Source organism: Arthrobacter sp. 2MCAF14 (assembly GCF_052115645.1).
GTDB lineage: Bacteria > Actinomycetota > Actinomycetes > Actinomycetales > Micrococcaceae > Arthrobacter.
In genome coordinates, this window is the sequence record NZ_JBFRHB010000016.1 from 65,436 (window position 1) to 85,438 (window position 20,003).

24 protein-coding genes are annotated in these 20,003 nt (G+C 63.9%); 13 read left to right on the forward strand and 11 right to left on the reverse strand.

Annotated elements, in window-relative coordinates:
• Positions 1-11 precede the first annotated feature (11 nt).
• Together AB4074_RS12695 and AB4074_RS12700 are read left to right on the forward strand one after the other, a co-directional pair.
• Complete coding sequence (locus AB4074_RS12695; RefSeq protein WP_441413693.1) at positions 12-644, forward strand: TetR family transcriptional regulator; 633 nt, start codon at positions 12-14, stop codon at positions 642-644.
• A gap of 19 nt (positions 645-663) precedes the next feature.
• Positions 664-1,134 (forward strand): NUDIX domain-containing protein, encoded by a 471-nt coding sequence (locus tag AB4074_RS12700; RefSeq protein WP_441413694.1) that lies wholly within the window; start codon positions 664-666, stop codon positions 1,132-1,134.
• On the opposite strand, the gene AB4074_RS12705 is transcribed toward AB4074_RS12700, so the two are convergent.
• Positions 1,131-1,562, reverse strand: coding sequence for a YybH family protein (locus tag AB4074_RS12705; protein WP_441413695.1), 432 nt, complete (start codon positions 1,560-1,562; stop codon positions 1,131-1,133). The two genes, AB4074_RS12700 and AB4074_RS12705, sit on opposite strands and share 4 nt — an antisense overlap.
• A 214-nt stretch (positions 1,563-1,776) precedes the next feature.
• On the opposite strand from AB4074_RS12705, the gene AB4074_RS12710 reads away from it, so the two are divergent.
• Both AB4074_RS12710 and AB4074_RS12715 read left to right on the forward strand, forming a co-directional pair.
• A complete protein-coding gene (locus tag AB4074_RS12710; protein WP_284984128.1) occupies positions 1,777-2,136 on the forward strand; it encodes a VOC family protein in 360 nt (119 codons plus the stop codon).
• A gap of 57 nt (positions 2,137-2,193) precedes the next feature.
• Positions 2,194-4,584, forward strand: coding sequence for an ATP-binding cassette domain-containing protein (locus AB4074_RS12715; RefSeq protein WP_441413696.1), 2,391 nt, complete (start codon positions 2,194-2,196; stop codon positions 4,582-4,584).
• Positions 4,585-4,601: 17 nt separating this feature from the next.
• On the opposite strand, the gene AB4074_RS12720 is transcribed toward AB4074_RS12715, so the two are convergent.
• From AB4074_RS12720 to AB4074_RS12750, 7 genes are all read right to left on the reverse strand, one after another.
• Positions 4,602-6,002, reverse strand: coding sequence for an MFS transporter (locus AB4074_RS12720; protein WP_441413697.1), 1,401 nt, complete (start codon positions 6,000-6,002; stop codon positions 4,602-4,604).
• 110 nt (positions 6,003-6,112) lie between these two features.
• Positions 6,113-6,439, reverse strand: coding sequence for a type II toxin-antitoxin system PemK/MazF family toxin (locus AB4074_RS12725; protein ID WP_345447215.1), 327 nt, complete (start codon positions 6,437-6,439; stop codon positions 6,113-6,115).
• The gene (locus tag AB4074_RS12730; RefSeq protein ID WP_059389418.1) at positions 6,436-6,642 is read right to left on the reverse strand and encodes an antitoxin MazE family protein; all 207 of its coding nucleotides are present in this window, start codon (positions 6,640-6,642) and stop codon (positions 6,436-6,438) included. Before AB4074_RS12730 ends, AB4074_RS12725 begins: the two co-directional genes overlap by 4 nt.
• 113 nt (positions 6,643-6,755) lie before the next feature.
• The gene (locus tag AB4074_RS12735) at positions 6,756-7,415 is read right to left on the reverse strand and encodes a GntR family transcriptional regulator (protein WP_437771484.1); all 660 of its coding nucleotides are present in this window, start codon (positions 7,413-7,415) and stop codon (positions 6,756-6,758) included.
• Between the two features lie 122 nt (positions 7,416-7,537).
• Positions 7,538-8,545 (reverse strand): transketolase family protein, encoded by a 1,008-nt coding sequence (locus AB4074_RS12740; RefSeq protein ID WP_441413698.1) that lies wholly within the window; start codon positions 8,543-8,545, stop codon positions 7,538-7,540.
• Positions 8,542-9,405 (reverse strand): transketolase, encoded by an 864-nt coding sequence (locus AB4074_RS12745; RefSeq protein WP_441413699.1) that lies wholly within the window; start codon positions 9,403-9,405, stop codon positions 8,542-8,544. Before AB4074_RS12745 ends, AB4074_RS12740 begins: the two co-directional genes overlap by 4 nt.
• 50 nt (positions 9,406-9,455) lie before the next feature.
• Positions 9,456-10,793 carry an MFS transporter gene (locus AB4074_RS12750; RefSeq protein ID WP_441413700.1) on the reverse strand — a complete coding sequence of 446 codons (1,338 nt, stop codon included), beginning with the start codon at positions 10,791-10,793 and terminating at the stop codon, positions 9,456-9,458.
• A 194-nt stretch (positions 10,794-10,987) separates the two neighbouring features.
• Here AB4074_RS12750 and AB4074_RS12755 point away from each other — a divergent pair, with 194 nt between their 5' ends.
• The 9 genes from AB4074_RS12755 to AB4074_RS12795 all read left to right on the forward strand — a co-directional run bounded on the left by AB4074_RS12755 (position 10,988) and on the right by AB4074_RS12795 (position 18,239).
• Positions 10,988-11,812: a sugar phosphate isomerase/epimerase family protein gene (locus AB4074_RS12755; protein ID WP_441413701.1), complete on the forward strand. Its 825-nt coding sequence runs from the start codon at positions 10,988-10,990 to the stop codon at positions 11,810-11,812.
• Between the two features lie 29 nt (positions 11,813-11,841).
• A complete protein-coding gene (locus tag AB4074_RS12760) occupies positions 11,842-12,618 on the forward strand; it encodes an SDR family NAD(P)-dependent oxidoreductase (RefSeq protein ID WP_441413702.1) in 777 nt (258 codons plus the stop codon).
• Positions 12,619-12,651: 33 nt separating this feature from the next.
• Complete coding sequence (locus AB4074_RS12765) at positions 12,652-14,385, forward strand: dihydroxyacetone kinase family protein (protein ID WP_441413703.1); 1,734 nt, start codon at positions 12,652-12,654, stop codon at positions 14,383-14,385.
• Positions 14,382-14,861 carry an RpiB/LacA/LacB family sugar-phosphate isomerase gene (locus AB4074_RS12770; RefSeq protein WP_441413704.1) on the forward strand — a complete coding sequence of 160 codons (480 nt, stop codon included), beginning with the start codon at positions 14,382-14,384 and terminating at the stop codon, positions 14,859-14,861. The genes AB4074_RS12765 and AB4074_RS12770 overlap by 4 nt, the downstream gene beginning before the upstream one ends.
• Positions 14,862-15,010: 149 nt before the next feature.
• Positions 15,011-15,778, forward strand: coding sequence for a type 1 glutamine amidotransferase domain-containing protein (locus tag AB4074_RS12775; protein WP_441413705.1), 768 nt, complete (start codon positions 15,011-15,013; stop codon positions 15,776-15,778).
• 214 nt (positions 15,779-15,992) lie between these two features.
• The gene (locus AB4074_RS12780) at positions 15,993-17,018 is read left to right on the forward strand and encodes a LacI family DNA-binding transcriptional regulator (protein WP_441413706.1); all 1,026 of its coding nucleotides are present in this window, start codon (positions 15,993-15,995) and stop codon (positions 17,016-17,018) included.
• A 41-nt stretch (positions 17,019-17,059) separates the two neighbouring features.
• The gene (locus AB4074_RS12785; protein ID WP_441413707.1) at positions 17,060-17,431 is read left to right on the forward strand and encodes a hypothetical protein; all 372 of its coding nucleotides are present in this window, start codon (positions 17,060-17,062) and stop codon (positions 17,429-17,431) included.
• Between the two features lie 50 nt (positions 17,432-17,481).
• A complete protein-coding gene (locus tag AB4074_RS12790) occupies positions 17,482-17,877 on the forward strand; it encodes a hypothetical protein (protein ID WP_441413708.1) in 396 nt (131 codons plus the stop codon).
• Between the two features lie 149 nt (positions 17,878-18,026).
• Entirely contained in the window at positions 18,027-18,239 is a 213-nt protein-coding gene (locus tag AB4074_RS12795; protein ID WP_441413709.1) for a hypothetical protein, read from the forward strand.
• A gap of 93 nt (positions 18,240-18,332) precedes the next feature.
• On the opposite strand, the gene AB4074_RS12800 is transcribed toward AB4074_RS12795, so the two are convergent.
• Genes AB4074_RS12800 through AB4074_RS12810 form a run of 3 tightly spaced genes read right to left on the reverse strand, consistent with a single transcriptional unit; the run spans position 18,333 to position 19,997 of the window.
• Complete coding sequence (locus AB4074_RS12800) at positions 18,333-18,830, reverse strand: SRPBCC family protein (RefSeq protein WP_441413710.1); 498 nt, start codon at positions 18,828-18,830, stop codon at positions 18,333-18,335.
• Between the two features lie 13 nt (positions 18,831-18,843).
• Entirely contained in the window at positions 18,844-19,176 is a 333-nt protein-coding gene (locus AB4074_RS12805; RefSeq protein ID WP_441413711.1) for an ArsR/SmtB family transcription factor, read from the reverse strand.
• 56 nt (positions 19,177-19,232) lie between these two features.
• Complete coding sequence (locus tag AB4074_RS12810; protein WP_441413712.1) at positions 19,233-19,997, reverse strand: formylglycine-generating enzyme family protein; 765 nt, start codon at positions 19,995-19,997, stop codon at positions 19,233-19,235.
• Between the last annotated feature and the right edge of the window lie 6 nt (positions 19,998-20,003).

Consider the following 20,003-nt stretch of genomic DNA (forward strand, 5'->3'; position numbering starts at 1 on the left):
ATACTGGAGAGATGCCCTCAGACCATACGAAGCCCGGCGTCGGGCGCTCCACCGGACGCCCGGCGACAATTGATCCGGACGCCGTGGCCGGCGTCGCGCTCCGGCTTTTTGCCGAGAACGGCTACGAACGGACGTCAATGGAGGAGATCGCGCGCGCGGCGGGAATCGGACGGAAGAGCCTGTACCGCTACTTCCCCGGCAAGGCCGACCTCGTCTGGGGCGGCATGGAACCGGTGGTGGAAGCGTCGGGACAAGTACTCGAGAGCGCTCGCACAGCAGCCGCGACCGACGGCGACACTTCCGACAGCGGCATCCTCGCGGGACTGCGGGCGGCCGCCATCGCCGGGGTTTCGGCGATCCCGGACCTTTCCGTCACGCGCGGGCGCCTGCGCCTGATTGCAGACCACCCTGAGCTGGCGAGCAGAAGCTACGATGCCCTGGCTCCACAGCGGGAGCGGGCGCGGCTTTACCTCGTGGCGCAAGGCATCAGCGAAAGCGCGGCAGGCTATCTGTGCGCCGCCTATCTCGGGGCGACGTTCGAGGCGTGGATGCAGTGGGCCGCGGGGACGGATGCGGATCCGGTCCCCTACTTAGTCGAGGCCCTGGGAGTGCTGCGGGTTCCGACCGTCCGACCCGGCGGATAACCTATGCCTGGGAGGGCAAATGACAGTTCGAAGCGCGGGCATTCTGTTGTACCGTCGGAATTACGCGGCGGAATTGGAAGTGTGGATAGCCCATATGGGCGGACCCTTCTGGGCGCATAAAGATGCACGTGCCTGGTCCATTCCCAAAGGCGAATACCTCGAAGACGAGGATCCCCTGGTGGCCGCCAAACGTGAATTCGCCGAGGAGATAGGCTCTCCCCCGCCCGTCGTCGAATATCACCAGCTGGGCATCTTCCGGCAACCGTCGGGCAAACTCGTGGCGGCGTTCACGGCGGAGTCGGACTTCGAGCCCGAGAGAATCGTGAGCAACACCTTCGAGCTGGAATGGCCGCGAGGATCCGGCATTGTCCGGAGCTACCCGGAGATCGACGACGCGGTTTGGGCCACGGAGGACGTTGCCCGCGCCAAACTGGTTGGCGGGCAGGTGCCGATCCTCGACGCGTTGATCCAGCACCTCGGGAGCCACTAGGCCTGGACGATCGACTCGATCGTCCGCGCGGAAAGTATGGGATCCGCGTGACGGTGGAGGACCTTCCACTCACCTTCTTCCCGGCGGAAAATCGTCGTCACCCGAAGGGGTATCGGGGACACCTCATCAGATCCGCCAACCTTGGCCCGTGCCCATTCAATTTCGACGATGTACGCAAGCTCCGTCCCGACATACCCGGAGATTCGCTCGAATCTGATGGGCTCGCCCTCCCTCAGCCCGGAAGACGCCCGATCCATGGTCGCCTCGACCGCATTCGAGCCCCGCGCAGGCGGGCCGAGAGGATTAGCGAGAGTGACGTCGTCGCTCTTTGAGAACAGCTTCTTCTGCTGCTCCGGGTCTCCCCTGACGAACGCATCGAGCGCTCGATGGTACGTCTCCACCATCAGATCGAGATCGGAATCCGACATTGGTTCCTCCAGCCTCGCTTCGCCCTGGCGCGGTACGCCAGGGGCCATGTTCGGCCATCGTGGCACCGCTCAACAGGGATGTCCATAGAACGAATCTCCCGGCCCCAGACCGGTCAGGAATGGAGAAGCGCCGCTTTCGGGCCGCGCCTAGAATGGCGGTCATGGACAACACCGTCCACGCCAGCTTCGTCCCGTAATGACTTCAGGAGTGATCATGAGCGACTCTTCCAACGAGGGAATCAAGACAGTGCTGCATCCCGTTTCCGACCTCGCCGCGGCGAAGGCTGTGTACACGGCTTTGCTCGGCATACCGCCGCAGGCCGACGGGCCGTATTATGTCGGCTTCGACGTCGCGGGTCAGCACATCGGGCTCGTTCCGGGAGGCGGACCGCAGGCCATGACCTCGCCCGTTGCTTACTGGCACGTTTCGGACATCGAGGCGAAGCTGGCCGAGGTGACTGCCGCCGGCGCTACCCTGAAGGAAGCAGCCCGCGACGTCGGGGGCGGCCGTCTGGTTGCCACCGTGACCGACCCCGACGGCAACGTCCTCGGGCTGCTTCAGGATCCTCAATAGCCAACCAGACGCCGACGAAGACCGCGAAGACAACCCCGCGTAAAAGATGGAGACACGATGAGCACGGCCACGAGCACGGACACGCAGTCGCCTGAGCTGCATACTGCCGACACCCACGATCTGATTCGCGTCCAAGGCGCACGGGAGAACAACCTCAAGGACATCAGCATCGAGCTGCCGAAGCGCCGGTTGACCGTGTTCACGGGCGTCTCCGGTTCGGGCAAGAGCTCCCTCGTATTCGCGACGATCGCCGCGGAGTCGCAGCGCATGATCAACGAGACGTACAGCACCTTCGTGCAAGGGTTCATGCCGACCATGGCGCGGCCGGATGTGGACCTGCTCGAAGGACTCACGACGGCGATCATCGTCGACCAGGAGCGGATGGGCGCGAACACCCGCTCCACCGTCGGGACCGCCACCGATGCGAACACCATGCTGCGCATGCTCTTCAGCCGGCTTGGCCAGCCACACATCGGATCGCCCCAAGCGTTCTCGTTCAACGTCGCTTCGGTCTCGGGCGCGGGCGCGGTCACTTTCGAGCGCGGTGGCACGACGACGAAGGAGCGGCGGAGTTTCAGCATCACCGGCGGTATGTGCCCGCGCTGCGAAGGGCGCGGCTCGGTCACCGACTTCGATCTGACCGCACTGTACGACGGCGGCAAGTCGCTCGCCGAGGGCGCCCTCACCATCCCCGGCTACAGCATGGACGGCTGGTACGGCCGCATCTTCAGCGGCTCCGGCTTCTTCGACATGGACAAGCCGATCAGCAAGTACACCAAGAAGGAACTCCACGACCTGCTCCACAAGGAGCCAACTAAGATCAAGGTCGAGGGAATCAACCTGACCTACGAGGGCCTGATTCCCAAGATCCAGAAATCCATGCTTTCCAAGGATCCGGAGGGAATGCAGCCGCACATCCGCGCGTTCGTGGAGCGGGCCATCACCTTCACGATCTGTCCCGATTGCCACGGCACCCGGCTTACCGAGGCGGCCCGCTCGTCCAAGATCAAGGGAATAAGCATCGCGGACGCGTGCTCGATGCAGATCAGCGATCTTGCCGAATGGGTGCGCGGCCTCGACGAACCCTCCGTGGCACCGCTCCTCAAGGGACTGCGGCACCTCCTCGACTCCTTCGCGGAGATCGGGCTCGGCTATCTATCGCTCGACCGGCCGGCAGGAACGCTCTCAGGCGGTGAAGCGCAGCGCACCAAGATGATCCGGCACTTGGGCTCCTCGCTCACCGATGTCACCTACGTCTTCGACGAGCCCACCATCGGCTTGCACCCCCACGACATCCAGCGCATGAACAAACTGCTGCTGCAGTTGCGGGACAAGGGCAACACCGTGCTCGTCGTGGAGCACAAACCAGAGGCAATTGCGATCGCCGACCACGTCGTCGACCTCGGTCCCGGTGCGGGCACCGCCGGAGGCGAAGTGGTCTTTGAAGGCACCCTCGAAGGGCTGCGTTCCAGCGGCACACTGACCGGGCGCCACCTCGAGGACCGCTCAACCCTCAAGAAGACGGTTCGGGCAGCTGCCGGCGCACTGGAGATCCGTGGCGCGAACGAGAACAACCTGCGCGACGTCGACATCGACATTCCGCTCGGGGTCCTGGTTGTCGTCACGGGCGTCGCCGGATCCGGCAAGAGCTCGCTGATCCACGGCTCGTTGTCCAAGCGAGACGGCGTCGTTTCGATCGACCAAGGGGCAATTAGGGGCTCCCGGCGGAGCAACCCCGCGACCTACACCGGACTCCTCGAGCCCATCCGGAAAGCGTTCGCGAAGGCCAATGGCGTGAAGCCTGCGCTGTTCAGCGCAAATTCCGAGGGCGCATGCCCCACCTGCAACGGCGCGGGCGTCATCTACACGGATCTCGGGTTCATGGACACCGTGGCCACTCCGTGCGAGGAATGCGAAGGCAAAAGGTTCCAGGCATCGGTGCTCGAGTACCGCCTCGGCGGCCGCAACATCGCGGAGGTGTTGGCGATGTCGGTGAAAGAGGCCGAGGAGTTCTTCTCCGCGGGCGAATCCAGGATCCCGGCAGCCCACGCGATCCTGCAGCGGCTGGCCGACGTCGGACTCGGCTACCTCAGCCTCGGCCAGCCTCTCACCACCCTTTCGGGCGGCGAGCGGCAGCGGATCAAGCTGGCCACCCACATGGGCGAAAAGGGCGGCGTGCTGGTTCTCGATGAGCCCACCTCGGGCTTGCACCTCGCCGACGTCGAACAGCTGCTCGGCTTGCTCGACCGGCTCGTGGACTCCGGGAAGTCTGTCATCGTCATCGAGCACCACCAGGCGGTCATGGCGCATGCCGATTGGATCGTCGACCTCGGCCCGGGCGCGGGTCACGACGGCGGCCGGATCGTTTTCGAGGGCACACCCGCCGATCTGGTTGCCGGGCCTTCCACCCTCACCGGAGAACACCTGGCGGCCTACGTCGGCGGGTGATCTGTCGGGACGGCTGGCTAGCTTTTAGCAGCGCCCGGTGAGTGGATAAATAGGCTCGCGAGCGCGGTGAGAAGAAGGAGTGACGCCGCGATGATGAAGCTGGTCTGCATTCCGTGGACGAAGTTGCTGCGGTCGGCGATGAGGGCACCGAAGACTGCGATGGCGACGGCGCCGCCCACTTGGCGGAAAGTATTGAAGACTGCGCTGGCCGTGCCCGCCTTTTCGCTCGGGACGCTCGCGAGCACGACGGCGGTGACCTGCGGCATCGCGATCGATCCGCCGGAACCCGTGAAAATCAGGAAGGTCCCGACGAGGAGCGGCGATCCCAACGGCGCCGTGAGAAGCATCGCGGAGAGTCCCACCACCATGGACGTCAAACCGACAACCACCGGCACACGCGTCCCGAAGCGGTTCGAGAGGGTTCCGCTGACGATGTTGCCGACGATGCTGAACGCCGCGGACGGCAGGAACGTGAAACCGGCCTGAAGCGGTGTCAGCCCGAGGTGCTGTTGAAGGAAGAGACTGACCACAAAGACGGTACCGAAGTGGCCCACCATGAACGCGAACCCCACCGAGAGCGAAATTCTCATGCCAGTGGAGCGAAACAGCTCGAGCGGCATCATCGGGTGCCGGCCGCGCGCCTGGATCAAAAGGAAAGCCGCGAGGCTGACGGCTGCCAGAACCAGGCTAGCGATGACGGGCACCGTGCCGAAGCCTTCGGTTCCTCCCGTGATGAGGCCGTACATCAAAGCGGTCAGGGCAACGATCGCCGCTGCCTGGCCTGCCCAGTCGAAAGGCGTCGGCCGCCGCGCGGATGTGGCAACGGAAGCCAGGAGCACCAGCATCGCGATGCACACGGGAAGGTTGATGCCGAACACGAGCCGCCAGTCCAACGTGGTGAGGAGGCCGCCAACAAGCGGTCCAACGGCTCCGGCAACTGCCCCGCCGACCGCCCAGATCCCGAGGGCATGTGCGCGACGGCGAGGATCGGGAAAGGCTTGCCGAATCAGCGCCATCGACGCCGGCAGCATGATCGATGCCGCACCTCCCTGGAGGAAGCGGGCAGCAATGAGGACCCCCGACGTCGGCGCGAGTGCGCACGCGACCGACGCGACGAGGAACAGTGCGATACCCCATCCCAGCGCCCTTTTCGCGCCGATCCGGTCCGACAAGTTCCCTGCGAAAAGCAGCAACGCGGCGAACATCAGCGTGTAGCCGTCGATCACCCATTGCAGGCCGGCTGTTCCGCCCCCGAGTTCCTTGCCGATGCTGGTGAGCGCGACGTTGACGATCAGGATGTCGAGGGTGATCAGGAAGAATCCCAGCGACGCAATCATGAGCGTGAGCCGTGCCCGGGGCGCATCAGCCATAGCCGAGGGAGGAACCGGAGCCGGCAAAGTGGTTTCGGGGCGAGTCATGGTTTAAGGAAACAGCGTGTTGAGAACATCAGGGAGTCTCTGTCTTGAGGGGTACTGGCAGTGACCCTCAACGGAAATGTGGAACGACACCGGCGCCACCCGACGATGCGCTAACCGGCAAGTCCAAGGAACACCAGCAAAGCTCTTTCAATCTCTACGAGCTGTGCGGATGTCAAACGGCCGACGCGGCTTTGCACGTTGGAACGCCGGACCGTCGTCAACTTGTCGATCATCACGTGGCTTTCCTGCCGCAAGCCGGACAGCTCTGAGGCTGAGACACTGACCCGAAGGAGGGGTGCGTCGATGAGGGTTGTCGTCAGAGGAAGAACCGTGACGGAATCGGTGACGTCGAATCGGTCATCCTGGATCACAAGCGCTGGCCGTGGTTTGGAGGCGTAGACGCCGCCGGCCACGGTCCAGAGTTCGCCACGGTTCACTCTTCGTCCCAAGGCGCTGACACAGCCTCGATGAACTCTTGGTCATCGGACTGGCGATCAGCGGCTGCTGCGGCAGCAGCCTGCCGGTGTGCTTCGGCGTCGAAACCGTCGGCCCGAACGTCCGGTACCCACACCTGGATTGGGCGGAAGCCGTGTTCGCGCATCCGCTTACGGTACTCACTGACCCGATCTCGAACTGCCATGGAATCAATGTTACATGTAACGTCACTGGGGCGACAGGTTCAGAGATGCCCTCACTCGAAGTCCCGCCACCGCGAAACTTGAGCGCCGCCGTCGGGCACCCGCCGTCGAGCGCTTACGCCACCAGCTCTGCGGCAGCGCTGTCCATGTGCTCGAGGATGGTCTTGCGCGCCAGGGATGCATCCCCGGTCTCGATGGCGGCCACGATGTCGTGGTGCCGCTCGACACTCATGTTCTTGACGCCCTTTTCAAGACCGGCGAACATGATGGACATCCGGATGGATCCCTCCAGCGACTCCCAAGAATGGAGCAGGGTCTCGTTGCCGGTGAGGCGGCACATGGTGCGGTGGAATTCCAGGTCGGACTCGATCCGTTCCTCGAGGCTTCCCTTGGCGGCGGCGGCCATGGCGTCAATGGCGGAGCGCAGCGAAGTGATCACCTGTTGGCGGTCCGGCAACTCGCAGAGCGTACGCGCGGCGAGGGATTCCAAGGCGGCCCGCACCGAGTAGATATCGCGGATTTCCTTGGCATCGAGGTGGCGGACGGAGAGCCGGCCGCGGGGACCGGCAGACAGCAGGCCCTCTTGCTCGAGTTGCCGCAAGGCTTCCCGGAGCGTTCCGCGGCTGATCTGGAGCATGTCCGACAGCTCGGTTTCCACCAAGTGCCGTCCAGGTTCCAACTCGCCGCTCGTGATGGCGGTACGCAGGGCGGAGAGCGCCTGCTCGCGGAGGCTCTTCTTTTCCAGTCCCAGAAGGGGTGCTGTTGCTCCGGCCATCTTGTCCGTCCTCAATGTCAGTGGTCGACTGTTTACAGTCGGTGTGTTAACTGTTGATCTTACGTTAGGAGCGCGGAACCGGCCCGCGCCTGCTCCGCGCTCCTGCCAAGGAATTACCAGGCTCAGTCGAGTTCCGCCAGGACCTTCGCCACGATCCGTTGTACCGACAATCCGTAGCGCTCGTGCAGGGTAGGCAGCGCGCCGGCGTCGAGGAACTCATCCGGAAGCGCCACGGGCACCACGCGCTTGCCCAGCCCAGCCGTGACCACGGCGGAGGCCACGGTTTCGAACAAGCCGCCCACCACGCTGTGGTTCTCCAGCGTGACGGCCAGGCGGTCGGTGTTCAGTTCCGCGAGGACGGTGGCGGCGTCGAACGGTTTGATGGTGGGTGTGTGCACGACGGCGACGTCCACATTGTGCGCGGCGAGCGCCTCCGCTGCCTGCAGCGCACGCATGGTCATCAACCCGCTGGAGACGAACACAACGTCGTTGCCACCACGAAGCACCTTCGCCTTGCCTAGTTCGAAGGTGTAGTCGTACTCGTCCAGCACAGTGGGCACGTTGCCGCGGAGGAGGCGCAGGTAGGTGGGACCGTCGCTGGCGGCCAGTTGTGGCACTGCTTGTTCGATGTCCACGGAGTCGCATGGATCGACGATGGTCAGATTCGGCATGCCGCGGAATATCGCCATGTCCTCCGTGGCCTGGTGGCTCGGGCCGTAGCCCGTGGTGAGGCCCGGGAGTCCGCCCACGATGTTCACGTTGAGGTTCGGCTCGGCGACGTCGAGGCACAGGAAGTCGTAGGCCCGGCGCGCGGCGAACACGGAATAGGTTGAGGCGAACGGCACCAAGCCGGTCTCGGCCAACCCTGCGGCCGCACCGAAGAGCAACTGCTCAGCCATGCCCATCTGGAAAAACCGCTCCGGGAACGCCTTCGCGAAGATATGCATGTCCGTGTATTTGCCTAGGTCGGCGGTGAGCCCGACGATTCGAGGGTCGGCCTCGGCAGCCTTCACCAGCGCATGGCCGAAAGGCGCTGAAGAAGTCTTCTGGCCCGGGTCCGCGAAGGACGCGATCATGGCCGAGGTTTTCAGCTTGGGGGTTGCGCCCTTCGAAGCGGTGACGGTGCTCATCGGCCGGCCTTCCCGTTGGGTCCTGCGGTCAGTTGCTTGCGGCATAGCTGCCATTCGTGTTCTTCGATGCGCATGAAGTGCGCCTTTTCACGTTCCTCGAGCAGCGGCACGCCGCGCCCCACTTTCGTGTCGCACAGGATGACGGAAGGACGCCCGACGGCGGCGGCCTGGGCGGCTGCGTTGTCGAACGCGGCCAGCAACGCACCGACGTCGTTCCCGTCCACCCGCTGTGTGTACCAGCCGAAGGCTTCCCACTTCTCCGTCACGGGTTCGGTCCGGAGGACGGTGTCCGTCTTGCCATCTGCCTGCAGGGCGTTGATGTCCACCATCGCGGTGAGGTTCCCCAGCTGGTGGTGGCGCGCGCCCATGGCGGCTTCCCACGTGGACCCTTCGTCAAGCTCACCGTCCGAGAGGAAGTTGTACACCCTCGCACTGGAGCCCTCTCCCGATTGAGCACGGTGCCGGAGGCCAAGTGCAATTCCGACAGCGATGGAGAGCCCGTGGCCAAGCGACCCTCCGGAGATTTCCATGCCCGGCGTGTACGTCGACATCCCGGACATGGGGAGGCGGGAATCATCCGAGCCGTAGCTTTCAAGCTCCTCGACGGGAATGATCCCGGCCTCGGCCAGGGCTGCGTAGTGGCCGATTGCGTAATGGCCCGTGGAGAGGAGGAAACGGTCCCGGCCCTCCCACTCGGGATCATTGGCGCGGTAGCGGAGCTGGTCCGCATAGACCGCGGCGAGCATGTCCGCCGCACCGAGTGCCTGGCCGACATAGCCCTGCCCCTGGACTTCGCCCATGTTGAGGGCGTGGTGCCGAATCCGGTGAGCGGCTGCAGCTACCCGTTCGATGCGTTCCATCGCAGTTTCTCCGATTCGTCCTGCCGTACTTTGGTCCTGCGCCACCGTCATCAGACATTCACCGACTGGGGAGTGCTTTTGGTGGCCTCATCGGCCAACTGGCGTTCCCGCTTGCCCCAGGTTTCACGGGTAGCCAAAGCCGCCCAGAGGCCGATGGCGGCGTACAGGCCGAAGAGCAATGCCGGCCCCATCCACCCCATGGCGACGAAGAGCAGGGTGGTGATGAAGGGGGTGAAGCCGGAGATCGTGGCCGAGATCTGGTAGGCCAGTGAAGCACCGGAGGCACGGGTCTTCGCCTGGAACAACTCGGGGAACCAGGCACCCTGGGCGCCGGCGAGGGAGTTCTGGCAAACGCCGTAGGAGACGGCGATCGTGGCAATGATGAAGATGAACAAACCGGTGTTGACCAGCAGGAACATCGGGATGGCAAAGAGGACCGCAAAGGCGCAGGACCAAATGTAGACGGGACGCCGTCCGATCCTGTCCGTCAGCCGCGCCCAGGCCTGGGTTGCGAAGATGCCGATGGCCGAAGCGATGCAGAGGGCCACCAGGGTCTGGGTCTTATCGGCCAAGTGCTGGCCGTTCAGGTAGGAAATCATGTACGTGATGGAGACGGCGTAGCCTGCGGTCTCGGCAATGCGGAGGCCGATTCCCTTGACGATGTTGCGCCAGTCGGTCTTCAGGACCTCGACGATGGGCGACTTCACGATTGCGCCGCTCTCCTTGACTTCGTCGAAGACCGGGGATTCCGGGACCTTGGAGCGGATGATCAAGCCGACGACAACCAACACCATGCTGGCGAGGAACGGAATGCGCCAGGCGAGTTCGCCGCCAAGCTGGACGCTGACAAGGAACGTCAGGTTGGCCAGCAGGAGTCCCACGGGGAATCCGGCCTGGACGATGCCCGTGTACTTTCCCTTGGATTTCCACGGTGCGTGCTCGTAGCTCATCAGGATGGCGCCGCCCCACTCGGCTCCGAAGGCCAGGCCCTGGACGATGCGGACGAACACGAGCAGCGCCGGCGCCAAGAGGCCCACTTGGCTGTACGTGGGAAGAAGGCCGATCAGGAACGTGGCCACGCCCATCAGGATGAGGGAGGCTACGAGGACCGGCTTGCGTCCCAGCTTGTCGCCCAGGTGGCCGCCGATGATGCCGCCGATGGGACGGGCAGCGAAGCCGACGCCGAGGGTCGCGAAAGCGGCGAGGGTACCGGTCACGGGATCGCCGGTGGGGAAGAAGGCCGTTCCGAAGTACAGGGCAGCCGCGGTGCCGAAGCCGATGAAGTCATAGGTTTCGATGACCGCGCCCACACCGGAGCCGATGGCGACGCGTCTGGCGTCCTTGGTGCCGTGGACCGGACCGCGCATGGTCAGAGCTTCTTTGCTCATTGGTGAATCCCTTTCGAAGAGCGACTGAGGCATAGGTGCTTCAGCACTGTCGACTGTTAACACATGATATGCCAGTGTGACCTGCATCATCTACTTCTGTCAACAGTCAACTTCAAGGGTTGACTGTTAACAGTTAACCTAGCTACTGTGGTTCCCATCACTACTGCCTTCGGGCACGACTGGAGGAAACGAAGATGTTCAACTCCCGACTCGGTTGCTCGTCCATCAGCTTCCGGCACCAGGATCTACCCACGGCATTGCGCACCATCAATGGCCTGGGCTTTGAGGAAATCGACCTCGGCGCACTGCCAGGCGTCTGCGATCACGTCCCCTATGAGCTTGATTCCGACGCCGTCGCGGCCGTTACTGCGGAGGTCGCCGCCTCTGGGTTGCGGGTCCGCTCAGTCAACGGCGATATAGGCGACCTCAACGCAGTGCTCGACGCCGGCCAGCGCGCCGCCCGCCAGAGCCACCTCGATGGGCTCCTGACCCTTACCGCCAACACCGGCGCGAAAGCACTGGTCCTCCCCTGCGGCGCCTTGGGACACGATCCTGTCCTCAGCCTCGACGAGGACCTGGACACCATCGCCGCCCAACTCATCGGTGCCGGACAGCGCGCGGCGGAGTTCGGCGTCGAGCTCTGGACCGAATCCCTGCACTTCCTCCGTTTCTGCTGGAACCTGGAACGCGCCGAACAGCTCGCCGCGCGACTGGCGGGCTCCGGCGTCGGGATTGTCATGGACTTCAGCCACATCGTCGCCGCAGGCGAAGACCCGCTCGAGTACATCGAACGCCATCAGGGCCGGATAGCACATGTCCACCTGCGGGACGCGGTACCGGGCAACATCAACCTCAGCATCGGAAACGGCAAGGCGGACTTTGCAGCCGGACTCAGCTCGCTGGCAGCCACCGGCTACAGCGGCCACTTCTCGCTCGAGCTCGAAACCCGCGACGTCACCCACGACGAACGCCCGGCAGCCGCCGCCAAAGCCGCCAGCTTCATCACAGACCTCATCTGACTTTTACAACAACAAACCCAAGGAGCATCATGACCACTACCATCCAGCGAACCGCCGTCCTCACCGGGGCAACCTCGGACCGGGGCATCGGCATCACCACCGCACGCCGCTACGCCAGTAACGGCTGGGCCGTGGTGATCCTGGACCTCGACGGCGAGAAGTCGGCCAAGGTCGCAGCGGAAATCGGCAACCAGTTCAACGTCCCTGCGTTCGGTTACGAGATCGACGTCGCCAACGAAGCTTCCGTCAACGCGGCGTACAACGCAGTCGCCGCGGAAATCAGCGCCGGCACCCTTCCCGCCGTCGGCGCCCTCGCCAACATCGCGGGCATCACCTCCCCTGTGCCGTTCCTTGAAACCACGCTGGAACTCTGGCACAAGATCATGGACGTGAACGCCACCGGCACCTACCTGGTGACCAAGGCTTTCCTGCCTGACATGATCGCCAGCGGCTGGGGCCGCATCGTCAACATGTCCTCCGTCTCCGCCCAGCGCGGCGGCGGCGTCTTCGGCAAGGTCCCCTACTCCGCCGCAAAGGCAGCCATTCTCGGCTTCACCAAGGCGCTGGCGCGCGAAATCGGCGCAACCGGCGTCACCGTGAACGCCATTACTCCGGGCGCCGTGGACACCAACATCCGCGTCGGCAGCACCGACGAGCAGGAAGCCGCCATCAACGCAGGCATCCCCCTGGGCCGCAATGCCACCACCGAGGAAATCGCCGCCGTCATCACGTTCCTGTCTTCCGAGGAATCCGCCTACCTCACCGGCACCACCATCGACATCAATGGTGGAAGCCACATCCACTAGCAGTCCCCACATCCGTAGCCGAAAGAGCCCACGATGACCAAAATCTTCAACGATCCCGCCGATTTCGCAGACGAAGCCCTCACCGGCTTCTGCGACCTCCACTCCGGCCTGGTGCGCCAGGTTCCCGGCGGCGCAGTGCGCCGCCACCGTCCCGAGCAGCCCAAGGTCGCGGTCCTGGCCGGCGGCGGATCCGGACACTACCCGGCTTTCGCCGGACTCATCGGCGCGGGACTGGCCGACGGCGCCGTCGTGGGCAACATCTTCACCTCGCCGTCCGCACAACAGGCTTACTCCGTGGCCAAGGCTGCTGACAGCGGTGCCGGAGTGGTCTTCACTTACGGCAACTACGCCGGGGACGTCTTGAACTTCGGCATGGCCAGCGAGCGCTTGGCTGCGGAAGGCATCGCCGTGGAAAACGTGCTGGTGACGGACGACATCGCGAGCGCGCCGCCGTCGGAATCCGCCAAACGCCGCGGCATCGCGGGTGACTTCACGGTCTTCAAGGTCATGGGCGCCGCCGCCGAAGCGGGGGCCGGGCTCGCCGACGTCGTGCGCTTGGGCCGGAAGGCCAATAGCCTGACCCGCACCATTGGCAGCGCCTTCCACGGCTGCACCTTCCCTGGCGCCGAAGCGCCACTGTTCACGCTCAAGGACAAGCAGATGGGACTCGGCCTGGGCATCCACGGCGAGCCCGGATTGTTCGACACCGATCTTCCGCCGGCCAAGGAACTCGGCCAGGAGCTCGTTGCGCGGCTGTTGGCGGAGACCCCGCACGGAGCGGGCAACCGCATCGCGGTCATCCTCAACGGACTCGGCTCCACCAAGCACGAAGAACTCTTCGTCCTGTGGCTGACCGTGGCTCCGTTGCTGCGCGCAGCCGGGTACACCTTGGTCATGCCGGAGGTCGGCGAACTGGTCACGAGCCTGGACATGTCCGGCGTTTCCCTCACCATCACCTGGCTCGACGAGGAACTCGAACCGCTGTGGACGGCGCCGGCTGAAACGCCCGCTTACCGGCGCGGCAACGCGGCGCTGTTGACGGGGGGCCAGCTTGCGGAGGAAGCGTTCGACGGCGGCCCTCTCGCCGTAGAGTTTGCGGCGACCCTCGACTCGCGCAACTACGCCGCGAGCTGCGCAAACGCGCTCGAGGCGGCCCGGAAAGCACTGCACGACGCCGAATCCCACCTTGGAGACATGGACGCGGTAGCGGGCGACGGCGACCACGGCCGCGGGATGGTCCGCGGAATCGACGCCGCCACTGCCGCAGCCGCGAAGGCCCTGGCCAATGGCGCCGGAGCCGGCGATATGTTGGCAGCCGCCGGCGACGCCTGGGCGGATAAAGCCGGCGGAACGTCGGGCGTCCTGTGGGGCGCGGGCCTCCGGGCATTCGGCGAATCGCTTGGCACTGACGAGGCGCCGGAACCGGCTGAACTTGCCGCGGCCGTGACGGCGTTCGCTGCACGGATCACTGATCTGGGCAAGGCCGAGATCGGCGACAAGACCATGGTCGATGCCTTACTCCCCTTCGCCGAAACCTTCAGCAAGCGCGCCTCCGAGGGTGTCCTTCCGGATGTTGCCTGGGCTGAAGCTGCCGCAGCGGCCACCTCGGCTGCGCAAGCCACGGCTTCTCTCCGGCCGCTCAAAGGACGGTCCCGGCCGCTCGCCGAGAAGAGCGTGGGCACAGCCGACCCCGGAGCCACGTCGCTGGCAATGATCTTCACAGTCATGGGCCCGCACCTTGTGAGTGCTGGGAAGGTCGCGGCATGACCACGAAAGGTTTCCGACTCATCCTGGGCGCCGACGAAGCAGGCGTGGACTACAAAGACCGGATCATGGCGGACTTGCGGGACGATCCGCGGGTCAGCGAAATCATCGACATCGGCGTCAACCGCAGCGACTCCTTGGAAGACTTCACCACGCCCTACCCCTACGTCGGGATCAAGGCCGGTGAACTCATCCGGGACGGCCATGCAGACCGGGCCATCTTGTTCTGCGGAACTGGAATCGGCGTGGCCATCGCCGCGAACAAGGTGGACGGCATACGCGCCACCACGGCCCACGATTCCTTCTCCGTGGAGCGTTCCATCTTGTCCAATGATTGCCAGGTGCTCACCATGGGCCAGCGCGTAGTCGGGGTGGAACTAGCCAGCAGGTTGGCACGTGAATGGCTCGGCTACGCCTTCGACCCTGGCTCGGCGTCGGCAGACAAGGTCAAGGTGCTCACGGATTTCGAGGGCTGCTGAGTCCTGTCCCCGGCCCAACTGACTGGCAGTTGTTGTCGTTCTGGAGGCTCAAAACGACAACAACTGCTAGCTAGTTGGGTCGTGCAGCGCCGGGGGTGGGCCTGAATTTGGGCTAGGCGTAGGGTGGATTTGGACGATAGGAGCACTTCATGAAGAAAATCCTCATGGTACTGACCAGCGTTTCCGAACTCGGCGATACGGGAAAAAAGACCGGCTACAACGTGGCCGAGGCTGCACATCCCTGGAAGGTCTTCAAGGATTCCGGACACTTCGTCGACTTCGCATCCATCAAGGGCGGCCAGCCTCCGCAGGATGAAGTGGACCCTCAGGATCCCATCCAGGTTGCCTTCACGAAGGACGAGACTACGCGCGCAGGTCTCTACAACACGGCCCGCGTGGACGTCGTTGATCCAGGCCAGTACGACGCAGTCTTCCTCGTGGGTGGCCACGGCACAATGGGGGACTTCCCGGACAGCGAAGGCCTGCAGAACCTGGTTGCGAGCGTCTACGACGCCGGTGGTGTGGTTGGCGCTGTCTGCCACGGACCGGCGGGTTTGGTGAACGTGGACCTGGCCGACGGGTTCCGGCTCATCGGGGGCCGGGAAGTGGCGGCATTCACCAACGACGAAGAAGTTGCCGCAGGTATGGACAAGGTCATCCCGTTCTTCCTGGCCGACCGGCTCAAGGAACAGGGCGCGATCCACGTGTTCGCCGACGTCTTCGCAGAGAAGGTCGCTGTCTCCGAGCGGTTGGTGACCGGGCAGAACCCAGCCTCCGCCGCTGGCGTTGCGAAAGAGATGGAGAAGCTCCTGGCGGTGGTCATCCGCCAGGAAAAGGCCGAGGAGCAACACGAGGCCGAGGCCCTTCGCGCAGAGAAGGACGCCAAAAAGGCTGCTGCGGCAGACACAGAGCAGTAACGACTGCAGCTTATTGATACTGGCGGCCGCCCCGATGACGGGGCCGGCCGCCATTTTCGTCGGAGCTGCCGCCAGCGTCGCCGACTGCCTAGAAACGACCCGCAAATACCCGCCAATTTCTTGTTTGCTCTTGACAATGACCGCCTGAACCGGTTCAGTAGAGATAACAAAACCGGTTCAGTGATCCCAATCACCAAGTGGCAATGAGGCAGACATGACAGTGACCATCAACGACGTTGCGCAGGCAGCCGGCGTGAGCAAGGGTGCCGTCTCGTACGCGTTGAATGGGCAGCCCGGCGTCAGTGATGACACCCGGGAGCGCATTCTCAGGGTAGCCCGGGAATTGGGGTGGAAGCCGAATCTTCGCGCCAAGAGCCTGTCTTCGGCCAAAGCTTTCGCCGTCGGGCTCGTGGTGGCAAGGGACCCCCGACTTTTGGGAACGGACCCGTTCTTCCCCGCGTTCATCGCCGGGATCGAGACCACGTTGGTTGAGCACGAATACGTCTTGGTCCTCACGGTCGCCGCCAGCGCCGACGCCGAGGAGTTGGGCTATCGGAAGCTGGCTGCCGACAGCCGCGTGGACGGCGTCATCCTTACGGACATGAGGGTTGATGACTCCCGGATCGCTTTGTTGAAGAGCCTCAAGATTCCGGCCGTCACCCTTAACCGGCCCGAAACCCCCTCGCCGTTCCCTGCTGTCTGCATGGACGATACCGAAGGCATCGCGGCCGCCGTCGAACACCTCGTTTCGCTGGGACACACCAAAATCGGGCACGTGGGCGGACCGCAGAGTTACATTCACGGCCGAAGCCGGCGCTTGGCTTGGCAAAATGCCATGTCGAAAGCCGGGCTCGAGGCCGGTTCCTTCATTGAGGCGGACTTCACGGCAGCCGGCGGATTGGCGGCTACTGCGGAACTGCTTCGCTCGGACCAGCGGCCCACGGCGATCATCTACGCGAACGACCTGATGGCCACTGCCGGACAGTCCTACGCCCAGTCCCTCGGACTGGCTGTTCCGGGTGATTTATCCATCACGGGCTACGACGACACCGAGCTCGCCAGGTACCTCAACCCTCCGTTGACCACTGTCCCGGCCGATCCCTTGCTCTGGGGCCGTGTTGCCGCCCAGCAGTTACTGAGCCTCCTCGGCGGAGCTCCTGCGGAAGACGTCTATCTGCCCTCCCCGAAGCTGGTAGTCCGCGCCTCCACCGGGCCTGCCCCCGGCACGCCGAATAACTAATCCTTACGAATACAGATTTACCCGCAATTGGGTGGGGTTATTTGCCATTCCCGTTTGAAGGCAATGTCGCCGCCGCATATTCAGTTTTCACCGCCATTGCCGATACTTCCGGCGGTAGCGCCAATGTCCAGAACGTGAGCCGCGCCCAAGCCCGCACCAACCTGGAGGGTGTCTTCGCCACCCTCCAGGGCGAGTCCGTTGCACGGGTGGTGGTTGGTTCCGGAGGGATCGACACCGCCGAAGACGCGAACGCACTGAAGGAACTGATCCAGCCGTTGGCTCCCGACGCCGTTGGCTGCCGCAGGATTCGGCACTGGAATCGCAGTGATCGCCGGCACCGGATCGGCGGCCTGGGGCACCAACGGCGAGGACCAAGCGCGTGCGGGCGGCTGGGGCTACTTGCTTGGCGATGAAGGCAGCGGTCTGGTTCGGTCGTGAAACGGTGAGGTACAGCCTCGAACGCATGAACAACGGGCTACGCCCCGACGAGTTGACGAAAGCTCTTGTGAAATCGTGTGGACTCCTCGGCCCGGAGGGTTTGATTGCCCTCTTCCATGGAGACGCGGGACGCGAGTTTTGGGCTTCCAAATCTCCGATTGTCTTCGAGTGCGCGGCCTCGGGGCATACCGCCTCCTTGGACATGATCCTCCAGGCAGGCGCCGATCTTGCCTCCTTGGCGGCGAAGTGCGCTGAGCAACTGAACATCGCGGGACCTATTGTCCTCGGTGGAGGCCTCGGGATGAACCAGCCCACCTTGCAGACAGCCATGCGGATAGCCCTTGCCGCTCGGGGCTTCGACAATTTGCAGGTCCTTAACCAGGATCCGGTCTTTGGCGCACTGCAGCTTGCATCCCACTAGACACCGCTGTGATGAGTCTCACTTGCAACAAACGCCGTTCTGGCTTGAGCAGTCCGTGCCTCGCTGTGCACTATGGAAAGGCTTGTACGGCGGCTTTCGCACTGGCGCGATAGCCGGATATCCGGATTCATGAATGGAAGCACTGAACAATGACGTTTGAAACTGCCGACTCCGTAACCCTCAAGATTTGGGACCGCTCAACCACCCACCACACGCTGGACGCGCTGGTGCACGACTTCTCGGTGCGCCACAACACTTCCAAGGCCAGCATTGCGGTCACCTGCAGCGGGCCCAACACCTTCACTGTCAGCCTGAATGGCAGCGCGGCCAAGGCCACCTCCTTCGACGCGCAGTCCCTGTAACAGCGACCTTTCAGGGCGCAAAGCGACGACGACGGCGGGAGTCACCTCCCGCCGTCGTTCCCGTATCCGGTGTTCTCCGTCCGGAGCGGCGGGTCAGGCGCGCGAGTGCTCGGAAAGGAGCCCGTCGATCTGGCCGGCCGCCTCCTGCATTCCCTCTTCCATACCCATGTCGATCATCTTCTTCATCTGCTCTTCTGATTCGAAGGTGGACAGGATCGTCATGCGGGTGCGGTCGCCGATCTCTTCGAGGGTCACGGTCGCATGGCCGGCCCCTATCTCCTCGACGGGAGCTCCGTTTTCGTCGGCAAAGCCATCGTCGAACTCCAGCCTGTTCGGAGCTTGCACGGCCGTGATGCGCCACCAGCCGCCGGCTTTCTCGCCGTCGGGACCGGTCATGTAATAGCTGGCGTTCCCGCCCGGCTCGAACTCGAACTGTTCGAACGTCGCGGGCCAGGTGGGCGGACCCCACCAGCGCTCAAGCTGGCGTGGGTCTTCCCAGATTTGCCAGACCTGTTCGGGGCTGGCATCGAACTCGGCGACGAGCGTCAAGCTCAATGCTTCGGGATTCTTGGTGGAACTGATAACCGTCATTGCGGAACCCTTCCTATTTTTCGGCGAGGATGTCTGCGATCCGATCGACGCGCTGCCGCCAGATCGCCTCGTACTCATCGAGCAGCTGACGGGCTTTCTGCAAGCCATCATGGTTGCCCCGCACGATCTGCTCCCTTCCACGCTTCTCCTTCGTTACAAGGGACGCGCGCTCCAACACCGCCACGTGCTTTTGAACGGCGGCAAAACTCATGGCGTAGAGGGCTGCCAAACCGGACACCGAATACTCCCCGACCGTTACCCGACGGACGATGTCCCGGCGCGTGGCATCGGAAAACGCCTGAAAGAGGCGGTCAAGTTCGGTTTCGCTGAGCTGATCTACAACCATTTGGTTGTAGGATATGCCAATGGCGAAACGGAGTCAACGGGCATAGATACCTCGCACTAGTCGAACTTCAGCGGAGTCCAACCGAACGGAATCGGGCCGCGTACCCGTGCCCGTTCGCGGTCGGATTCGGCGGACCAACCCTGCGCCGAGCTTGCAGCCGGAACACCACAGGCGCCGCGTGCCACCCGGAAACCCACATCTTCCAGGATGGCATCGGGAGCACTGCCCCGCCGTACCGACGCACGCACATTCCAGGCTTCGTCAGCCCACCCACCGCCACGGAAGGTCCTGTACTCGCCGTATCTCGCCGGATCCGCATAGTCCCAGCACCACTCCCAGACATTGCCGAGCATGTCGTAGGCGCCGAAATCGTTGGGTTTCTTGAGTCCGGCCTCGCCGGGTGCCGCGGCTCCGTCCTTCGCGGTCCATGCAATCTCGTCGAGCGGACCATAGTGCGGACCATCCGATCCGGCGCGGCAGGCATATTCCCATTCCGCTTCGGTGGGTAGCCGGTAACCGTTGGCCGCGACGTTCCATTCGACGTTTCGTCCGGTGCGGGCATATGCCGGGCTGAGCCCTTCGGCTCCCGAGGCCGCGTTGCACCAATCGATTGCCTCAAACCACGTGACGGCGTGTGCTGGCGCCCGTGGAAGGTCCACCAGCTCAGGCCCGGCAATTGCAGCAAACTCTGCCCCCGTTACTGCTGTTCTTCCAATCTCGAAGGCAACAAGGTCCACCAGATTGGTGCGGCCGCTGCGAGCGTCCCGGAGTTCAATCTGCCCACCAGGCAGGCTGAGGAGCTGTGGCGGTTTGACGTCCATGGGATC